This window comes from uncultured Brachyspira sp. (assembly GCF_949287625.1).
Taxonomy (GTDB): domain Bacteria; phylum Spirochaetota; class Brachyspiria; order Brachyspirales; family Brachyspiraceae; genus Brachyspira.
Genome location: NZ_CASEGO010000044.1, coordinates 1 through 20644 on the forward strand (window position 1 = coordinate 1; position 20644 = coordinate 20644).

The window sequence follows — 20644 nt, forward strand, 5'->3', positions numbered from 1 at the left end:
AAGTTTGTCAATTTTTTTGTTGTTCTTTTTCTCGCCGCACGCCACAGGCGGACAGCGTCACAAAAGAAGCGGGGGCTGGCATGACTGTGTGCTTCGCAGCAAAGCCCTGCAATATTTTCAATTTAAAAAAATAATTTTTTGACAAACTGTATTTATTTAGGTATATATTAAAATTCTTAAACCTATATAGAATCTTGATTTTTTATGAGTTTATTTATATTATAATAATATGAATATAAAAAATGATAAACAAAATTTAAATAGATGGCGTTTGATATTAGGAAGTTTTGCTGAGGATAATTTAAAACTTGACAGTGAATATACTGAAATCGACTCAGCATTAGGTTTTTTATATGACAGAGAATACAGCAGCGAATCAGGATATGCAGATTTTGAAAATGATAAAGATAGAGGCGGCAGAGGAAAAAGCAATTTAACTATTCCTGTTTGGGTCACAAAAGTAAAAAAATTATTCCCTAAAAAAACTGTTGAAATAATGCAGACTCAGGCATTAGAGAAATATAAACTTACAGAAATGATAACTGATGAGAATATTTTAAAAGAGATGGAGCCTAATATGGAGCTTTTAAAAAATGTTCTCACTTTTAAAGATATGATGAACGGCAATGTAAAAAAACTTGCTTATGGTATAGTAAGAAAGGTTGTAGAAGATATTAAAAAGAAAATGGAAAGCGATATTAAAAAAGTATTTTATGGGAAAAAACTTCCTAACTCTACAACTCAAAATAAAATATTCAAAAATCTTGATATAAAAAAAACAATACGAAATAATCTTAAAAATTATAATATTACAGACAAGACTATTTTTGTTGATAAATTATACTTCAATCAAAATATAAAAAAGTATAACCCTTGGCATATAATAATACTTATAGATGAAAGCGGATCTATGCTCGATTCAGTTATATATTCTTCTATAATGGCTTCCATATTTTCTAATCTTCCTTATTTGTCTATAAAACTTGTAATATTTGATACATCTATTGTAGATTTATCAGATCATGTCAAAGATCCTATAGATGTATTGTTTAAAGTACAATTAGGCGGCGGTACCGATATATCATTAGCTTTGGAATATGCTAAAAAAATAACAACTGTACCCGATAAAACAATAGTGCTTCTTATAAGTGATTTATATGATTATAATTATAAAAATATGTATAAAAGTGCTAATGATATAATAGAATCAAGATCAAAACTTTTTGTACTTCCTGCTTTGGACTATAATGCAAATGCAAGTTATGATAAAGAGGCAGCAAAACAATTTGCCAAAATGGGAGCTAAAGTGGCAGCTATTACACCTGATGAGCTTTCAAAGTGGATAAGCAATTTAATATCTTAAAGTATTTAAAAGAGGTTTAGGAATATATGGAAATACTTAAATATTTTTTTGCTAAGCATATTGAAAAATGCCGAAATAAATTAAATGAAATTAATACTGATGCAGAAGAATTAAAAAATTATGTTCATAAAGCAAATGAGTTTTTAAGTACTATAGATACAGAAAATTATACTAGCTTTAATGAGTTTAATCAATATATAAAAAATCTAAACTCATCTTTTACGGCAGATATTCATATAAATAAATTAGAAATATTTTCCTATGATGAAAACTTTATCAATGATATTTATAAACATTCTGCAAAATATTTAAAATCTTTGGACAAATTAATTTCACTGTCAAAAGAAGATTTTGAAGATTACAAAATAGAACGCTATAAACATAGAGGAGATGTAAAAACAGATTTAAACCTATATGATGATGCCATTGAAGATTATAAAAAAGCATTGGAAGAAGCAGATAAAAAATTAAAAGAATATAATGAACTTAATCCAGACAATTTCTTTGTTTATTTTGTGAGAGGAAATATTAAAAAAAGTTTAAATAAAGATGAAGAGGCTTTGAAAGATTTTCAGAAATATGAAGAACTCGAAAAACAAAAGAATAAACAACTATAATTTGTTAATTTTTATATTCTCTTTTATATTATTTTCTAAAATAGAGATAAACTTCAATTTTTTTAATTTTAGCAATTCTTCAGGCATATCATCTAAGTTATTTGAATCGAGTATTAATTCTTTAAGTTTTTTAAGGTTTTGTATTTTTGAATCTATTTTTTTTATTTTATTAAATGAAGCATCTATAAACTTTATATTATGAAGCTCATATATTTCATCAGGCAAAGAAGAAATACCGCAGCCGCTTATATCAAGTTCTTCAAGTTTTTTAAGCATTTTGATATTTTTATTTAATTTGTATATATAGTTATAAGAAATATTAAGAGATTTTAAGTTTCTAAGCTCAAAAATTTCTTTATTAAGATATCTTATTCTATTGGAAGATATATCAAGATTTTTTAAGTTTTTTAAATTAGCTATTTCTTTTGGAATCTTTTTTATATAGTTCATAGATATGTATAGACTTTCTATATTTTCAATTTCAAAAAACTCCAAAGGAATCTCTGTTATATCTAAATTGCTTAAATTTAATTCTTTTATATTATCAAAATCTTCAATTTTCATCTCTGCTATATCATAAGCATCGTTTTCTTTAGCCCATTTCATTATATATTTAAAATTACTCTTAATCATATTTATTAAAGCCGTATTTATTATTTATCATTTATTATTATATTAGCATGCATATATGACAAAAATTGACGCATTAATACATATTGAATCATATTTTTATATATTTTCTGAATATAAAAACTCATAAAAATAAGAAGGATAATCAATTTCAAATTTAAGCACTTCATTGGTAATGGGGTGAGTAAACTCTATTTTTTTGGCAGTAAGCATAAGGGCTTTATATTTATTTGAGCTTTTTGAGTATATTTTGTCTCCTGCTACTGGAAAGTTTTTGTATGATGAATGCACTCTTATTTGATGAGTTCTTCCAGTTTTTAAATCTATTTCTATAAGTGTATGATTTTTAAATCTTTTTAATACCTTTATATGTGTAAGAGCTTTTTTACCATCTTCTCTTACAGTCATTTTTTTTCTATATACCTGATGTCTTCCTATAGGCAAATTAATTTCTAAATAATTGTCTTTAAGAACTCCTATAACTACAGCATGATATATTTTTTTTATTTTGCGGTTTTTAAATTGCTCCTGAATGCTTGATACAATACCAGCATTTTTTCCTATAATCATGATTCCAGAAGTATCTTTATCAAGCCTATGTATTATTCCAGCTCTGCTTTTATTGCCTACGAAGTCAAAATCTTTTATATTATAAAGCAAGGCATTAACCAAAGTTCCAGTCATTTCTGATGCCGAACAATGCACACTCATTCCTGCAGGCTTATTTACTACAAGAAGGTATTTATCTTCATATATTATGTCTAAACTTATATTTTCAGCTTTAGGATTTTCTATATCTATTTCTTTATCGCTATTATTTATATCAACTTCTATTTTATCATTAATTTTAAGAGCATATGAAAGTTTTTTTTCATTTCCGTTTACTTTGATAGAGTTTAAATAATTTTTTACCTGACTTCTTGATATATTTAATTTTTCGCTTATAAATACATCAAGTCTTTTTTTAACATCTGTTTCTTCGATTATAAAGTATTTATTTTCAGATTCTTCTCTGTTCATAATTAATTATTTTATCAATTACTTTTATCTTTGTTTTTATCAAAATCTTCCTTAAAGAAAAATACACCTATAGCTATTATACATATCCCTATAGTAATGGAGGCATCGGCTATATTGTAATTATAAGGAAATCTTATAGTTTCATTAAAGCCCATACTAATAAAATCAGTAACATATCCTCTCATAATTCTATCAATCAAATTCCCCATAGCTCCTCCAAGAACCATAGTAAAGCCAATCATAGATAATTTCTGTTTTTTTACATTTATAGACAGCATTATAAAAAATACTACAATCATAGCTAAAAATACTACAGCTTTAAGCAGTTCTGGTATTATATGCTGTATAGATTCAGGCACACTGTTAAGGAATCCAAATGATACACCGTAATTTCTAGTATATATAAATATTAATATATCGCCTATTACTCTTTGTACAATTATTTCCTGAAGGTATTTATCTATAAAATATTTTGATACTGCATCTGCTATAAAGATAAGCAAGGCTGCTAAAAAATATATTTTTTTTTGTTTTATCTCTTGTGCTATTTTTTTTAATTTTATCATACGGCTTTAACTCTTTTAATATATTTAATTTTTACTGCAATATATAACTTGCCTATAATATAAAAAGTGAATTTTTTTCAATATTTTTAAATATAATATACTATAATAATTTATATTAACAAAAATTACAAGTTTGATTTAATTATACCTAAACAACTATAGTTTATCAAATTTTAGTTATTTATAAATGTAATTATAATTTATTTGCAGCATAATAAAATATGTTTTAGATGTATAGTAAATTACTTTTATTGGTATAATAATAGGTAATCAGCCGCATACCACTTCAGGTACTTCCTCACTTCGTTCGGTCGCATTGACATTTGATTTATTATTTACAATTTTTTTTATTTTATGTTATAATTACTGCAAAAATATATTTTATTAATGATTTAAGTATGGATTTGAAAATTAAAGCTAAAAAGATTAAATACTCTAAAGTTCTTGTTATAGGCGATTTAATGCTGGATAGATTCACCTATGGAGATGTTATAAGAATATCTCCTGAAGCTCCTGTTCCAGTACTTCATGTTAATCATGAAGAAAATTATTTGGGCGGTGCTGGAAATGTGGCAAGAAATATAGCTGCTTTAATCGGCGAAGATAATAATGACAGTATTTTTATAATAGGTGTAATAGGAAAAGACAATTCTGCTGATACTATTATAAAAAGTATGAATAAATCTAATATATCATCTAAAGGCATAGTTGAAGATGATTCAAGAGATACTATAACAAAAACTAGAATAGTAGCAAATACTCAGCAGATAGTACGTATAGATAATGAAAGTACAGAACCTTTTTCTGCAAATATAATGAAAAAAATAGAAAAAAATTTTACTGATAATATAGATAATTATAATGCTGTTATAATAAGTGATTATGCCAAAGGTATTATTACAAATAAGCTTGCAAAAAAGATAATAGATACCTGCAATAAAAAAAACAAGCCTGTATTGGCAGATCCTGCTATAAAGCATTTTTCATTTTATAAAAGAGCTACACTTATGACTCCTAATTTGAAAGAAGCGGTTGAAGGTATGGATAGTAAATTCCCTTTTTATGAGTTCAATCCTGAAGCTATAAATACACTAGGAAATGATATAATAAAAAAATTATCCCTATCAAAACTGATGATAACTTTGGGGGCTAATGGTATGGCATTATTTGATAAGGAAATAAAAACACGAGATAAAAAGACTCCTTATATAATACCTACTAAGGCAAAAAGTGTCTTTGATGTTTCAGGAGCAGGAGACACTGTTATATCTGTGCTTGCTATGTGTTTATCAGTAGGATTATCTTTTAAAGAATCTTCTGAAATAGCAAATGCTGCTGCTGGTGTTGTTGTAGGAAAGAGAGGAACTTCCACTTTAACATTAGATGAGCTTATGGAAGTATTATAATAAGTTTTATACAAATTGGAAATATTATTTTATTATGAAGAGAAAAATTATATTATTATTTATACTATTATTATTTATTGTTTCATGTCTGCCAAAACCTTTAATAGTACCAGCTAAAGTTGTTACAGAACTTACTTTGGGTAAAGATATAGGTGTTTACAGCAATGAGTTTGTGGATTTGGATAGTCCCAAAATATATAAAGTTGATAATGAATACTATTTTGGTGATTTTTATATAGTTAAAGATGACACTGTTTATGCTTTAGATGTATCCAATTCAAGAATGGTTATAGCATCCGGAAGCAATATAAGGTATTTTCCTTTGGAGTATAATAATCTTGAAACTTCAAAAATATCACTTATAGATTCAAATGCTAATATTTATATAACAGGATACAATTTAAGATATGTAGGCGATATAGTAGTAAGCAATGTTATTATGAGTCTTCCTTCTGAAAGTCCCACAACTGAAGGCGATGATGCTCCTCGTATAGAAACTTATACCGTTAAAGTAACTAATACCAATTATACTAAAGTAGGTTTTGTATCTTTAAATAAAATATCTTCCAACGGCAATACATTATACAGTATAGATACTGTTATTGATAATGAATATGAATCTTTAGTAAAATTAATAACATTAACTAATCATAAGTTTGCACTTCTGAAAAGAGATGAAGACAGAGTTCCTTTACTAGATATATATGACATGGATACTGGAAAGATGGAGCAAAGATTTTCGCTTAAAGATGTTGAATATACAGATAAAGCTGCTATGTCTTATAGAGAAATTATCGACTGTGTATATGTACCAGATAAAGAGGTTATAGCAATTCTTACAATGAATATAGTAGAAGGTAAACATCAGGAGGATATTATATACACATCAAAACTGGATAATTTTAATCTTAAAGAAACATATAAAATACCAAATAGAGATAATTCTCTTGCGGTAGGAATATCAAGCACTGGAAGAGTTACATATACTGGTATGGATAATGGAATGTATTTCTTCATAAGGACTAATCCCTTTTTATCTCAAAATTACAGTAAGGAATATTTAGGTACTGACGGATTTAATAAGTTACGAGGAATACATATGTTTGATGATTCTATTTACGGTTTTATGGTAGAAGACGGAATAATTAGATTTCAGAACTACTAATTATTACAAATTAAATTATAGTATATACCTAAACAACTATAATTTGTCAATTTTTTTATTCAACTTTTTCCCGCCGCAAAAAGTTGAAAAAAGTGCAAGCCTAAAAATAATACTAATCATGTTTTATATGTAGAATATATTATTAAATTTAGCCTTAAATATAGTCTTTTTGGTTCTTTGTGCCACACCTGCCTACGGCACGGACAGCATCACAAAAGAACTGGGGTGGTGCGTAGCACACAGCGTGGTGGGCAAAGCCCCAGAGATATTAAAAAGAAAATATAATTTTATTTTTGACAAATCATATTTGTTTAGGTATATACTGTAACAATTTCATTTTGTCAATTGGTGCACATTATACGGAATTATCAACTTTTTTGCTGCACAACATACCTAACGGTACTTCCTTCAGTCGCGGTCTGGATTAGCCAAAAATTGAATAAAAAAATTGACAAACTTAAACATTTTTAGTACACTATAAAAAATATTAAGGAGATACATATGGATAAAAAATTTAAAGAAGAGTTTGATAAAGTTAAACATCTTTTGAAACCTAATTTTGATTTGAATACTGCTTTCAAAGATAAAAAGTTTAAAGACACGAAATTGGATATACTTGAAGTTGGGGAAGTTAATCTTACAAGCGGTAAAATAATAGCATGCGATCCTTTGGCTTATCTTTATGATGATATAAAGCCTTTCATTCAAACTGTAAAACCTGATAAATATAAAGTTTCACTTCTTATAATCGAAGAGGAAGAGAGAATTGCTATGGCAAAAATTTCTTTTTCTGATAATGAGGCTAAAACTTATGAGCTTGCTGTAACTGGAGAAGAAGACTTATCAGATATAGAAGAGGGAGAGTTTTTCGGATATCCAGTAGATGCTGGTATGGGCTGTGTATGCGATTATGAAACAGCATTAAAATATTTAGAATATGAAAGGAAACTTGAAGAAAAAGGCGATTTTGATAATAGATACGATGATTTATTTTCTGACTTACTAGAAGATAATGCTGAAAAAAATCCAAAATATCAGTCAGAGTACGGTGACTGGCTTAACTGGAATATTCCAGAAAGCGATTCAAATATAGTATTATTTTCAAGCGGATATGGAGACGGATATTATCCTTCGTATTTTGCTTATGATGAAAACAACAATATATGTGCTTTTTATACCATATTTATAGATTTGGAAGATGATGAAGAATAATTATAAAAATAATGCTTATATGCTGGTATAAATATGCAGTCATTGAGCTTAAGTACGTGACTGCTTCTTCACAGAGAGAGGCGGTACATTGCCTACGAAACATGCAGATAGACGTAAAGAGAAGTTCTTTTCTTCATAATACATCGTATACTTCGCAAAGCCGCAACTATAACTAAAAAATATTAAATTAAAAAAACGTAAATATTAACAAATTGAGTTTTGAAACAAGTCTAATATCTTTCAACGCACGTAGAATGAAATTCTTATATTATAATAAAAATAAGAATTTTAAATTAATTGATATAAAAAAATACGTTCTGCGTGCGTTTAGTAAAGTGCAAATTTAAATAACGCTTTGGGGCGGGCGTATATTTTGAAGTGCTTATCTCATAGATTTAATTAAAGTATATTAAAAAAAATAAAGTATTTAAAATCTAAAAGGGCGGGGATTAGATTAAAGTTTTAAAATTTATTCTAATCCCCACCCTCTAAATTTTTTAATACACTATATTATTTATAAATGATTTTTATTTTTTAGCTTTTACTGTTATTTTGGCTGCCCACCCAAGAGTTTTTTAAATTTCATAATACTCTTTTAATTTTTATTAAAGCAATAAAAATAGTATTTCAATATACTTTATATTTTTAGCTAATAAAATTTTTTCTTGTTCTATGCTTTTTATAATTTTTAACAAAATTAATAATTTACAAATATCATTTTTTCATTATATTTATAGTATAAAAAACATAAGGATAAAAAATGAAAACAATATTAAAAACTATTATAATTACTATAATAATTTGTGCTTTTGTATCATGCTCAAAACAAAACTATGGTATTGACAGCAAATATGCAGGTACTTATAAGGGAAATACCAAAGTTCAAACTTCTTCCGGTACTATAGAATGTGAAGGAGTATTTACAGTTAATTCTGACGGATCTGTAAAAGGAAACATTTATAACAATAGTAAAACATATGAAAGAACTTATGATGTATCTAAAAACTCTGTAACAAAAGAAAATGATAGTACATATAAAGCTTCTGAAAACATGATCGGCTACAAAGTTGATTTTATTTTCATATTTAATTCTGATACTTTAAATATAGAAATAACAGATTACAATGAAGGCAGTGTTGTTAAAGGGAATTTTAGTAAATTTATTTAAAAAATATGTAAAAAAAATTGACATCTAATAATAAATATATTATAATGTAAATATAGTTAATATTAAATTTACACTATATTTACAAAGGATATATTTATGAAAAAAACATTTATTACATCAGTATCTTTTTTGATAATATCTTCAAGTGTAGTTTTTGGTCAGTATTATTATGATGAGCAATATTATTATGACAATCAAAACTATAATAATAACAGCTATAATAATTATAATAATACCTACAATTATTATGAAGAGTTTATGAAAGTTTTAGCAAGAGAAGCCAATAATCCAAACAGCATTTACTACAGCCCTGTTTTTGCAAGCAAGTATAATAATACTCAAATGAATGCAAATACATATAATGATGCTATGAATGCTATGAATTATGCTTCAGAAAATTATAATAATACACAGCCTTATATAAACCCTTATGAAGAGCTTATGAAAATGCTTGAAGCAGAATCAAAAAATCCGAACAGCCCTTATTACAGCCCAAATCAAAACGTTAATCAGTATAATGATCCTTATCAAAATCAGTATAACGGATGCAGCGATCCTTATCAAGATGCGTATTATGGCAATCAATATGATGACGCTAATCAGTATAATGAATACAGCGATCCATATGCTAATCAATATGATAACAATAATAATAATCAATATAACGACCCTTATCAAAATAATTACAGCACTCAAACTAATACATCAGACAATCCTTATCAATTAGCAGCTGAAGAGTTAATAAAAGCAGCCGAAGAATTAAGTAAAAAAGCAGATAATTATAATCAAGACGCTAATACTTATCAGTATAATCAAAATAACAGCACAAAAAATAATACTCAAAGTTTCTATACTCCTTTCAAAGTTCCTCAAGTAGTTTTTGATACAGTAAAAAGAATGTATCCTAATGAAAAAATATTGGATATATCAGCAGATACTATAGGAATATATGATGTAACTTTAAGCAATATGGTAATACTATCTATAGATAAAAACGGAAATATTATATATCAAAAATAATCATATTTTATTTTTACTATAATAAATAAAAAAGAGTCTTAAATAATACTAAGGCTCTTTTTTTATTTTTGTAAAAAAGATTTGCTTTAAAATAAAAGTTTATATATTATTATACAAAATAAATATATAGGATTTCTATTATGTCAGTACAAATACCTTTTGAAAAAATAGTAAATGAAGATTATATAGGAAAAGAAATTAATCCTATAAATCACAATGATATTTACAGTGCCGCACAAAATATTGATAATAATATAAAAAAAGATGAAGGCATTAATTTACTTATAATAGATCCTCAAAGAGATTTTATAGACCCTGATAAAGGAGCATTGCCTGTAAAACATGCTATAGAAGATATAAAAAAAATAATAAAATTTATATATGATAATATAGAAAATATTTCTAATATTTATGTTACATTAGATACTCATAGATATGATTCTATATTTCACCCTATTATGTGGAAAGAAGCTTCAGGAAATGCAGTTTCTCCTTTTACAGAGATAACATTAGAAAAAATAGAAAATAATGAAATAATACCAGTTTATAATAAAGATATACAGACAGATTATGTAAGAAAATTAAAGGAACAAGGATCGCAAAATTTGATGATATGGCCTTATCACTGTATATATGCATCTGACGGCTGGCTTATAGAAAAACAGCTTTATAATATGCTTATGTTCTTTGAATGCTATAAGAAAACAAATATTAATAAAATCATTAAAGGCACAGATTCTTTCAGCGAGATGTACGGAGTTATAAGACCTGAAGTATCTTCAGAGTACACAAAACAATATGATAATTCTTGGGTGAAGGATATTATTAAAGCAGATAAAATATATGTATGCGGAGAGGCTAAAGATTACTGCGTATATGAAAGCGTAAAACAATTTACAGAAATCTATAAAGACAATAAAAATGTTTTAGAAAAAGTAAATATAATGATGAACTGCTGCAGTGATATAGGCGATAAAAAAATATCTGATGAAAAATATAATAAACTCTCAAAAGATTATGGTATAAAACTTATTAATATATAATAATCGTCTTTATTTTTTGTTTTACATATACTACGTTTATATTAATTTTTTAAAGTATATAAAATATTAAACAATTTTTATATAAGTTCATATTTGTATTAATAAAATAAAATGTTATACTCATTAATAAAAAATAATTATTAGGATTAAGATATGAAAAAAATATTTACATCATTACTAATTGCAATCACAATGATTTTTGCAGGCTGCGGAAATAATGTAACAAATTCAAACAACGAAAATGTTCCTGCTACGCCGCCTTCAGGAGAGCCTATAACAACTCCAGATGGTTTAGCATCAGCATATGATGGTACTTGGTATTTTTATAGTGAAGATGGTTCAGTAAAAGGACAAACTGTCAGCATAGCTAATGGAGGAATGACTGGTATAAAAACATCATAAGGAACAGCATTAGATTTTGTTAAAGATAATTTTAACAGTAAAGTTGTTTTGTTTGATATTAATTTAACAACAACAAAAAATTATGTTGTATATAAAGAAGGCTATACTGGCAATATCAATTTTGGAGACAATATAGCATATATAAAAATAAAAGACACTTCAGATAATATAGTTATTGAAGGAATGCTGTCAAAATCGCAAAGAAATACTACTATAGATACTGCTTCTATTGGAACATATACATCAACTTACGGAAGCGGTATAGTTATAAAAATTGCGGCAGATGCTGATTTAATTACTTTCACAAGAACTGGAATATCAGGAAAAGCAAAAACTTATAAAATTCCTGCTGTATATTTTACTAAGAATGGCAATTCATATACTTCAGATGCTATTAATTATCCAAACAGTGTACTAAAATTTGATACACTTCAATTTACTTTAAACCACATAAATATAAGCTATTATGCCTCTGATGCTGAGTTTAATAATTCATCAGCTGCTTCATTCCCAACTGCTCTATCATCAGAAGCATTAACTTATAGTAAAGAAAAATAATACTGTTTTAATAACATACAGATAGGCTTATCTTTTACTTGAAAAAGATAAGCCTTTTTTATATATACCTAAACAACTATAGTTTGTCAAATATAAAAAGGCTTAAAAATATTAAAGTAATAAATAATACCAATATTTATTGTTTTAAGAACAAATTTATTATTTTAATTTTTCAATGACAACAATAAACTTATAATAATTTTTTAATTGTCTGATTTATAGAGTTTTATATTATCATTATTAATTATGCGTTTTATTATTTCTATATCTTCATCATCAAAATCATTAGAAAAATAAACAGCCTTTATATGAGGATTTTTTAATAATATAGCTTTCAAAATATTATTTTCTTCTGATTGTGATGCAAACATAGAGAGAAGCGACTCATATTTTATATCATCATCTCTTGTGATAAACTTAGCATTCTTTCCATAAACTTTTACGTCATATTCACTTCTGATAATAATAGGATCATCTGCTTCATACTCTATGCATATAGTTTTGCTGTTTAAATTATTAATAGATTTTTCAAATGAGTATAATTTGATTTTTTCTATCGATGGTTTTATAGCCTTTAATTTATTATCATCTAAAATATTTTCTAAAGCCTCATAAGCATTTTTATACTCTGCCCTATTTTCAAATAAAAGTTTTAACAAGTCTGTATTATACTCCATACTTTTATATAATGATAATGTGTTTTGAGTATTATGGGCTTTGTAAAACTCTATACTTTTATTAAATAATTTATCAAACAAATCTAAAAAAGAATTGTATCTTATAATATTATTTTTAAGAAGTGTATATGAAAGGAGAAATATATTATATCCTGCAAAACCAAATTTACTTTTAATATCAAAATTATCTATATATCTGAAATATGTATTTATAAGTTTATCATAATCTTTTTTTAAATAATAAATAATAGCCAAATTATTATAAATATAAAAAGACGATTTTTCTATTTCTATTAATTTATTATAATAAGAAACTGAATTATCATAATCTTTTAAATGATAATAAGACTCTGCAAGCATATTATATATACTGCTGCTATGCTTATTTATTTTTCCAGAGTATTCTACAACTTTATCATATCTTTTATTATTAAAACATATAGTAATTAATTTGTCATAATATTTAAAAGAATCAGGTTTTAATTCCAGTATTTTATCTGCAAAATACATAGCATTATCATATTCTTTAAAATCAAAATATATGCTGAATAATGTTTCATAAGCATTGCTGTAAAGAGGGTTAATCTCAAGTGCCTTATTTAAATAAACTAATGCCTTTTCTTTCTCTTTTAAGTGATAATATGATAAACCTATACCGTTATATGAGTCGGCATTATTTGAGTAAATATCTATAGACTTATTGAAATTCTCTATAGCTTTATCATACTCTTTTAAATTATAATAAGCCAAAGCCAAATTATTATAAGCCTTATAATATCTGTCATTAATCTCTATAGACTTATTAAAATAATATATAGCCTTATCATACTCTTCATTAGATGAATAGCATATCCCTATAAAATTGTACGCCTTATAAGCATTATTATTTTTTTCTATTACCCTTTCAAAACATTCTATAGCTTCATAATAATATTTTTTGGAATAATAGCTTATACCCAATTTATTATAATCAGTAAATGCCTTAACATCAAGTTTTTTTGCCTTATCAAAATATAAAGCAGCCTTATCAAACATTTTTCTATTAAAATAAACCAAAGCCAAATTATTATAAGCATTGGCATATTTAGGATTAATCTCTATAGACTTATTAAAATAATATATAGCATTATCATAATCTTTTAAGAAAGAATAAACAGCCCCCAAAGTATTTGCTATTTTGTATGACTTGCTGTTATACTGTAAAAATCTTTTAAAGCATTCTATTGCCTTTTCATAATTGCCTATCTTATAATAACTCATACCAAGCATATCATAAGCCTTAAATACCATCTCATCTAAAGATTTTGAATGTTCAAAAAACTCTATAGCTTCATTATACTTTTTATTTTTATAGTAAAACAAAGCCAAATTATTATATGCCTTATCATATTTAGGATTAATTTCTATAGACTTATTAAAATATTCTATAGCTTTAGTATAGTCTTCTTTTGCAAAATAGCTTATACCTAAAAGATTATATGCTTTATAAGAATTGGGAGTAATTTTAAGAGTTTCATTAAAACATTCTATAGCTTTATCATACTGTTTTATAGCATGATAGCTTATGCCAAGTAAATTGTATGATTTAAAAGTTTTTATATCTACTTTTCTGGCCTCTTCAAAATACCTTATGGCATCTTCATACTCTTTCATCTCAACGCATACTTGACCTTTATATAGATTGGCTCTATAGTTTTTAGGTACTTTTTTTAGTATTACATCAAGAATTTCTAATGTTTGATCATAGTCTTCATTAGTCATGCGGTATGAAGCTTCATTTAAAAGATAATCCATTTTTGTATTAAGCATAAAAACCCCAGTATACAATTATATACTACATTTTACAATGAATACATATGTTATGTCAACAATAAAAGCAACTTTTTTAAAAATTAATTAAATATATGGCTAAACAATTATATTTTATTATTTTATTTATAAATGTATCATTATCTTTTTGCAAGCTAATGCTTCAAAAAAACAAATACGGCAATGTATTAAAATAATTTTAAAACATATATGTTATATATTGTATGAAGAATGTATTGATATATATTCCTGAGTTAGATCTGTAAAATAATAATAATCTTCATATTTTGTGTTAAATCCCAAATCTACAGTTATGTAATTTTCTTTTCTTTCATTGTCTATATCTTTTTTTAGCTTTGCCATATCATATTCATTTTTATTAATTTCTCCGTTTCTATATATATCAACATCATTAACCTGAAGAGATAAATTATTCATATTGATATTAATATTTCCCAAAACAGATAATATTTTTTCAAAGTTAGGATTTTTAGAAAGAAATAATATTTTTACCAAATTTGAAACAGCTATTTTCTGAGCTGCATTAAAAGCATCATTTTGCGTTTTAGCCCTTTTTACTGATACTATTATAGTTTTTGTCATACCTTCGCCATCAAGTATTATCATTTTGGCAAGATATGCACAAATTTCATCTAATTTATTTTTTAATTCTTTAAATAGCTTTTTGTTTTTTTCAGTGATAGGCTTATTATTTAAAGCCCCATTAGCCATAATGACTGCCATATCATTAGTAGAAGTTTCGCCGTCTATAGATATTCTGTTTAAAGTTTTATTCACAGCCTCTCTAAATGCCTTATTAAGTGCTTCTTTTTCCACACTTAAGTCAGTAAATATAAAAAGTAAAACAGTAGCCATCTTCGGGTGAATTATAGAACTTCCTTTGGCAGCAGCATAGAATCTTGCTGTTTTACCCGATACTTCCATACTTGAAGTGTATATTTTACTAAATTTATCTCTAGTTTGAATAGCCATTGCAATATTATCAAAATCAAAGCTCATAGAATTACTTGCTTTTTTAATTCCGTCTTTGATTTTTTTTGTGTCAAGATATTCTCCAATAATTCCAGTAGAAGCCATTAATATATTTTCTTTTTTTATACTAAACACTTCCGAGGCATATTTAGCTATGTTTAATACATCGTCATAACCTTTTTTACCTGTGAGAGAATTTGCTATTTTACTATTTACTATAAGCAATTCTATATTATTTTTATCATTCTTCTTTGAAAAGAGAATCGGAGCAGCCTGAAAACTATTCTGAGTATAAAGTGCTGATACCACACTAGGAGGTTCACTTTTTATAACAGCTAAATCATAATCATTATTTTTAAGACCAGATTTTACAGAAGCAGATGAAAACCCCAAAGGTATATCATACATTAAATAATTCCTCCTCTTCTGGGTCGGTATCATCTTCTACTCTTTTTACTTTTTTGTTCTCGTAATTTATTCTTTTACGGACAAAAAATCTCATATTTTTCCCGCTTTGTCTTTCCTGTATAATACCGAATGTACCTGAACCAAGATAAACTATTTTATCTTCTTCTTCCATTTCAGATAAATTATTTTCTCTAATCTCATTCAATATACATTCAAAATGAGCCAATTCTCCAGTACCATTATGTCTTATCGCTTCTTCTATAATATAAATAGGTTCATTACATATAGGACAAAACGGTCTCTCAACGTCTTCTTTCATACGTCTTTTCAGATAATTTCTCTCATATTCTTCTATGCTTTTTTCCTGATACTTATACTGATTATTATGATTATATTTTTTTTTATAAAAATTATTTTTATTTTTTTTATTGCCGCTATAGAACTTCTTATTATTGCTGTTTTCTTTATTATTATTAAATTTTTTAAATTTTTTCTCTGACATCAATAGCCCTTTTTATAATAAAGCAATACTTTACTTAGTATTGCTTTATAATTATAAAAATTAATTATTCATCATAGTCATCATCATCATTGTAATCGTCATAATCATCATCATAATCATCGTCATCGTAATCATCATCATCAAAATCATCATCGAAGTCGTCATCAAAATCATCTATATCGTCATCATCATAGTCATCATCTTCATCGTAGTCGTCGTCATCATCATAATCTTCATCGTAGTCATCATCATCGTCATAGTCATCGTCAAAATCATCATCGTCAAAATCATCATCATCATAGTCGTCATCATCATAGTCGTCATCGTCATAGTCATCGTCGAAATCATCATCGTCATCATAATCTTCATCATCGCCGTAATTATCATTATCGTAGTCATCTTCATCATCATCAAACTTCTTTGCAAAATAACCATTATTATTTAATAATTCATCTAATAAATTCATAGATTCTAACTCTTCCATTTTTATTTACTCCATAATTCGTATAATTTTTAAGTATAATAATACATAAGTTTTTTTTGTCAAGTATAAATACATTTAATTTTAAAAAAATATATTTATATCAATTTTTTATAATTTAACATTTTTATAGTAAAAGTCAATAAAACATGTATGATTATTATATTTAATATCTTTACAATATTGATATATATATAATTAATATAAAAACCTCTGACAGCTTTAGCTATCAGAGGCTCACTATTTTGATTAAAATAAACCGCTAATTACAATTATTTATCTTGTAATACAGCAATACCTGGTAATTCAATACCTTCTAGGAACTCTAAAGAAGCTCCGCCTCCTGTAGATACATGTGTCATTTTGTCAGCAACACCAGATTTATTAACAGCAGATACACTGTCTCCTCCGCCGATAATACTTACACAATTAGAATTAGCTATAAATTTAGCTAATTCAAATGTACCTTTAGCAAAATTAGACATCTCAAATACACCTAATGGTCCGTTCCAAACAACTGTTTTAGCATTTTTAAGTATATCTTCAAGTTCTTTCAAAGTTTTAGGTCCAACGTCCATACCCATCCAGCCTGCAGGTATAGCATTAGAATCTACGGTTTTTATATTAGCATCATTGTCAAATTTATCAGCTATAACATTATCAACAGGTAAATATAAAGTTTTATTCAATTCTTTAGCTTTATCCATAATTTCTTTAGCAGTAGCAATATAATCATCTTCGCATAAAGAAGCACCTATTTCTAATCCTTTAGCTTTAAGGAAAGTATAAGCCATACCGCCTACAACTATTAAAGTATCAACTTTGTTAAGTAAGTTTTTAAGTACAGAAATTTTTGAAGAAACTTTAGCTCCTCCTATTATAGCTACAAAAGGACGTGCAGGATTAGCAACAGCATCACCCAAATATTTAATTTCTTTTTCCATTAAGAATCCTGCAACAGCAGGCATACCAGCTTTAGCAGATACTATTCCAGCTGTAGAAGCATGTGCTCTGTGAGCTGTACCGAAAGCATCATTAACATAAACATCAGCCAAATCAGCTAATTGTTTTGAGAATGCTGGATCATTTTTCTCTTCTTCTGCATGGTATCTTAAGTTTTCAAGTAAAAGTACATCGCCTGCTTTAAGTTCAGAAGCCTGTTTTTTTACTTCTTCTCCTATACAGTCTTTAGCAAATTCTACTTTATTATTAGGTAATTTAGTTTTCAAATAATCATAAACAGGTTTAAGAGAATATTTAGGATTAGGCTCTCCCTTAGGTCTTCCTAAATGGCTCATAAGTATAAGACAAGCACCTTGAGAAAGTATATATTCTATAGTAGGCATAGCAGCGTCTACTCTTGTAGTATCTGTAATTTTTGAACTAGTTTCTTTATCAAGCGGTACATTAAAATCCACTCTCATTATTACTTTTTTACCTTTAATATCAATATCTTTTACTGTTTTTTTCATTTTTTAATCCTTATATTATTATTGCTTATAAATATATAACAAATACAAAAAATATTTAGTGTTATATATCTATAAAAATTTAAAGGGTGCTATAATTAAATATAACACCCTCCTTATAGCTTAATAAATTAATTATTATAACTTATATAATTATTTTTTGTTATACATATATAATAACAAATCAACTACTCTGTTAGAATAACCCCATTCATTATCATACCAAGAAACGATTTTGAAGAATCTTTTTTCATCTTTTAAGTTATTTTGAGTAGTAGCTAAAGAGTCATAGATAGAACTTCTGTTATCATGGATAAAGTCGCTAGATACTAACTCTTCATCACAATAACCTAAAACACCTTTCATATAAGTTTCAGAAGCTTTTTTCATTAAAGCATCAATTTCTTTAATAGAAGTTTCTTTTTCACTTCTGAAAGTTAAGTCTACAACAGATACATCTGGAGTAGCAACTCTGAAACTCATACCTGTTAATTTACCTTTAGTAGAAGGCAATACTTCACCAACTGCTTTAGCAGCACCAGTAGTAGAAGGTATTGTGTTTACAGCAGCAGCACGTCCGCCTCTCCAGTCTTTTTTAGAAGGACCGTCTACTGTTTTTTGAGTAGCAGTATAAGAGTGTATAGTAGTCATAAGACCTGTTTCTATACCGATACCTTCTTTAAGAAGTACATGTACTAATGGAGCTAAACAGTTAGTAGTACAAGAAGCATTAGATACTACATGATGATTAGCAGGATCATATTCCTCATGGTTTACACCATAAACAAAAGTTCTTAAATCACCTTTACCAGGAGCAGAAATAATAACTTTTTTAGCACCTGCTTTAATGTGTCCTTCTGCTTTTTCTTTTTCTGTATAAAGACCGGTAGATTCTATAACAAATTCAACACCCAAATCTTTCCAAGGAAGCTGTTCCAATTGATTTAATGGAGCTGCTTTAATACATTTTATTTTGTTGCCATTAACTACCAATACATCTTCACCTTCATGGCTAATATCTGCTTTCATTTTGCCATGAACTGAGTCATATTTTAATTGATAAGCAAAGTATTGAGCATCAGTGCTTACATCTACAACACCTACTACTTCTATTTCTTTGCCTAATAAACCGCGTTCTACCAATGCCTGAAAAACTAGACGTCCTATACGTCCGAAACCATTTATTGCTACTTTTACAGCCATAAATATACTCCTAAATTAAAATAATATTCTATAATGCGAACATATAAAATATGACTATTATGCTACCATAAATAAAAGATTAAGTCAAGATTTTATTCATTATTATTGCATATATACCCAAAATTTTTAAGTTTGTATATTTATTTTATGATTTTAACATTTGTATAGATTTATATACTAATACTACTGTAATATAAATGTAAAAGTACAGTTATTTTTACGATAAATAAAAAATAAAATGCTTCATATTAAACGAGTATAGTGATAAAAATCATAGTTTTAACACTTCTTCTATACTAAGCCCTGTATTCTCGCTAATAATCTTGATATCTATACCAGCATTTTTGAAACTTCTAGCTATGGCAAGCTGTTCTTCTCTTCTGCCTTCTCTCCTGCCTTCTTCTAATCCCTCTTCTCTTCCTTCCTGCAATCCTTCTTCACGCTCTCTTCTTAACATTAAAGTCTGACCGTATAAAAATGCGTCTCTAGCATTATAAACTTCCATCTCATCTTCACTAGATATGAAACGTTCGTATTTATTAATTACTTTAGGCATAATATTATTTACCTCCTTTAATTTATTCTTAATCTTATCTAAATCTTTAGCTGTAAAAAACTCTATCCAAGATAATATTTTCTTTTTCTTAATGTATTCTATATCTGTATTATATAATATTTTCTTAAATCTTGGAACTTCCACTATATGCATCTGAATCATGTCCAAAATAATATCTGGATCTTCTGTGTCTATCAGCTTAAAACATCTATGAGGCTTTCCATTGTCATTAAAATCCATATTAAAATCTACAAAATTGATACTTATAACTTCACTTATTATATCATAAGGCTCTTTTTCTTCTACTTCGCTTACTATATTCTTAGATATATAATAGTATATTCTTCTCAAAAAGTCTATATTACCTGATAATTGT

Annotated in this window: 20 protein-coding genes; 10 read left to right on the forward strand and 10 right to left on the reverse strand. The window is 26.7% G+C overall.

Going from position 1 to position 20644, the window contains the following annotated elements; translation table 11 throughout:
• Window positions 1-229 precede the first annotated feature (229 nt).
• Complete coding sequence (locus tag Q1X91_RS08165; protein WP_300755655.1) at window positions 230-1363, forward strand: VWA domain-containing protein; 1134 nt, start codon at window positions 230-232, stop codon at window positions 1361-1363.
• 26 nt (window positions 1364-1389) lie between these two features.
• Window positions 1390-1980, forward strand: a complete 591-nt coding sequence (locus Q1X91_RS08170; RefSeq protein ID WP_300755657.1) for a hypothetical protein — start codon at window positions 1390-1392, stop codon at window positions 1978-1980.
• Here the strand turns inward: Q1X91_RS08170 and Q1X91_RS08175 are convergent.
• From Q1X91_RS08175 to lspA, 3 genes are all read right to left on the reverse strand, one after another.
• Window positions 1975-2613 (reverse strand): leucine-rich repeat domain-containing protein, encoded by a 639-nt coding sequence (locus Q1X91_RS08175; protein ID WP_300755660.1) that lies wholly within the window; start codon window positions 2611-2613, stop codon window positions 1975-1977. The two genes, Q1X91_RS08170 and Q1X91_RS08175, sit on opposite strands and share 6 nt — an antisense overlap.
• Before the next feature lie 96 nt (window positions 2614-2709).
• Complete coding sequence (locus tag Q1X91_RS08180; RefSeq protein ID WP_300755662.1) at window positions 2710-3630, reverse strand: RluA family pseudouridine synthase; 921 nt, start codon at window positions 3628-3630, stop codon at window positions 2710-2712.
• Window positions 3631-3644: 14 nt separating this feature from the next.
• Window positions 3645-4196: a signal peptidase II gene (gene lspA, locus Q1X91_RS08185; protein WP_300755664.1), complete on the reverse strand. Its 552-nt coding sequence runs from the start codon at window positions 4194-4196 to the stop codon at window positions 3645-3647.
• Window positions 4197-4594: 398 nt separating this feature from the next.
• On the opposite strand from lspA, the gene rfaE1 reads away from it, so the two are divergent.
• From rfaE1 to Q1X91_RS08225, 8 genes are all read left to right on the forward strand, one after another.
• A complete protein-coding gene (gene rfaE1, locus Q1X91_RS08190; protein WP_300755665.1) occupies window positions 4595-5602 on the forward strand; it encodes a D-glycero-beta-D-manno-heptose-7-phosphate kinase in 1008 nt (335 codons plus the stop codon).
• Window positions 5603-5636: 34 nt separating this feature from the next.
• Window positions 5637-6767 carry a hypothetical protein gene (locus Q1X91_RS08195; RefSeq protein ID WP_300755668.1) on the forward strand — a complete coding sequence of 377 codons (1131 nt, stop codon included), beginning with the start codon at window positions 5637-5639 and terminating at the stop codon, window positions 6765-6767.
• Between the two features lie 501 nt (window positions 6768-7268).
• Window positions 7269-7979, forward strand: coding sequence for a DUF4241 domain-containing protein (locus Q1X91_RS08200; protein ID WP_300755671.1), 711 nt, complete (start codon window positions 7269-7271; stop codon window positions 7977-7979).
• 760 nt (window positions 7980-8739) lie between these two features.
• Window positions 8740-9147 carry a hypothetical protein gene (locus Q1X91_RS08205; protein WP_300755674.1) on the forward strand — a complete coding sequence of 136 codons (408 nt, stop codon included), beginning with the start codon at window positions 8740-8742 and terminating at the stop codon, window positions 9145-9147.
• 96 nt (window positions 9148-9243) lie between these two features.
• A complete protein-coding gene (locus tag Q1X91_RS08210) occupies window positions 9244-10167 on the forward strand; it encodes a resistance to Congo red protein (RefSeq protein WP_300755677.1) in 924 nt (307 codons plus the stop codon).
• Window positions 10168-10307: 140 nt separating this feature from the next.
• Window positions 10308-11210, forward strand: a complete 903-nt coding sequence (locus tag Q1X91_RS08215) for a nicotinamidase (protein WP_300755680.1) — start codon at window positions 10308-10310, stop codon at window positions 11208-11210.
• Between the two features lie 153 nt (window positions 11211-11363).
• On the forward strand, window positions 11364-11612 hold the full coding sequence (locus Q1X91_RS08220; RefSeq protein ID WP_300755683.1) for a hypothetical protein: 249 nt from the start codon (window positions 11364-11366) through the stop codon (window positions 11610-11612).
• A gap of 48 nt (window positions 11613-11660) precedes the next feature.
• The gene (locus Q1X91_RS08225) at window positions 11661-12170 is read left to right on the forward strand and encodes a hypothetical protein (protein WP_300755686.1); all 510 of its coding nucleotides are present in this window, start codon (window positions 11661-11663) and stop codon (window positions 12168-12170) included.
• A gap of 203 nt (window positions 12171-12373) precedes the next feature.
• Here the strand turns inward: Q1X91_RS08225 and Q1X91_RS08230 are convergent, their stop codons facing one another.
• The 7 genes from Q1X91_RS08230 to Q1X91_RS08260 all read right to left on the reverse strand — a co-directional run.
• Entirely contained in the window at window positions 12374-14656 is a 2283-nt protein-coding gene (locus Q1X91_RS08230) for a tetratricopeptide repeat protein (RefSeq protein ID WP_300755688.1), read from the reverse strand.
• A gap of 213 nt (window positions 14657-14869) precedes the next feature.
• Window positions 14870-16057 (reverse strand): bifunctional ornithine acetyltransferase/N-acetylglutamate synthase, encoded by a 1188-nt coding sequence (gene argJ / locus Q1X91_RS08235; protein WP_300755691.1) that lies wholly within the window; start codon window positions 16055-16057, stop codon window positions 14870-14872.
• Window positions 16050-16559, reverse strand: coding sequence for a hypothetical protein (locus Q1X91_RS08240; protein WP_300755694.1), 510 nt, complete (start codon window positions 16557-16559; stop codon window positions 16050-16052). Before Q1X91_RS08240 ends, argJ begins: the two co-directional genes overlap by 8 nt.
• A gap of 64 nt (window positions 16560-16623) precedes the next feature.
• On the reverse strand, window positions 16624-17043 hold the full coding sequence (locus Q1X91_RS08245) for a DNA primase (RefSeq protein WP_300755696.1): 420 nt from the start codon (window positions 17041-17043) through the stop codon (window positions 16624-16626).
• Window positions 17044-17312: 269 nt separating this feature from the next.
• Window positions 17313-18512 (reverse strand): phosphoglycerate kinase, encoded by a 1200-nt coding sequence (locus tag Q1X91_RS08250; RefSeq protein WP_300755699.1) that lies wholly within the window; start codon window positions 18510-18512, stop codon window positions 17313-17315.
• A 150-nt stretch (window positions 18513-18662) separates the two neighbouring features.
• Window positions 18663-19712, reverse strand: coding sequence for a type I glyceraldehyde-3-phosphate dehydrogenase (gap, locus tag Q1X91_RS08255; protein ID WP_096737648.1), 1050 nt, complete (start codon window positions 19710-19712; stop codon window positions 18663-18665).
• 271 nt (window positions 19713-19983) lie between these two features.
• Window positions 19984-20644 (reverse strand): Rpn family recombination-promoting nuclease/putative transposase (locus Q1X91_RS08260; RefSeq protein WP_300755706.1); only part of this gene is annotated, 661 nt, incomplete at its 5' end.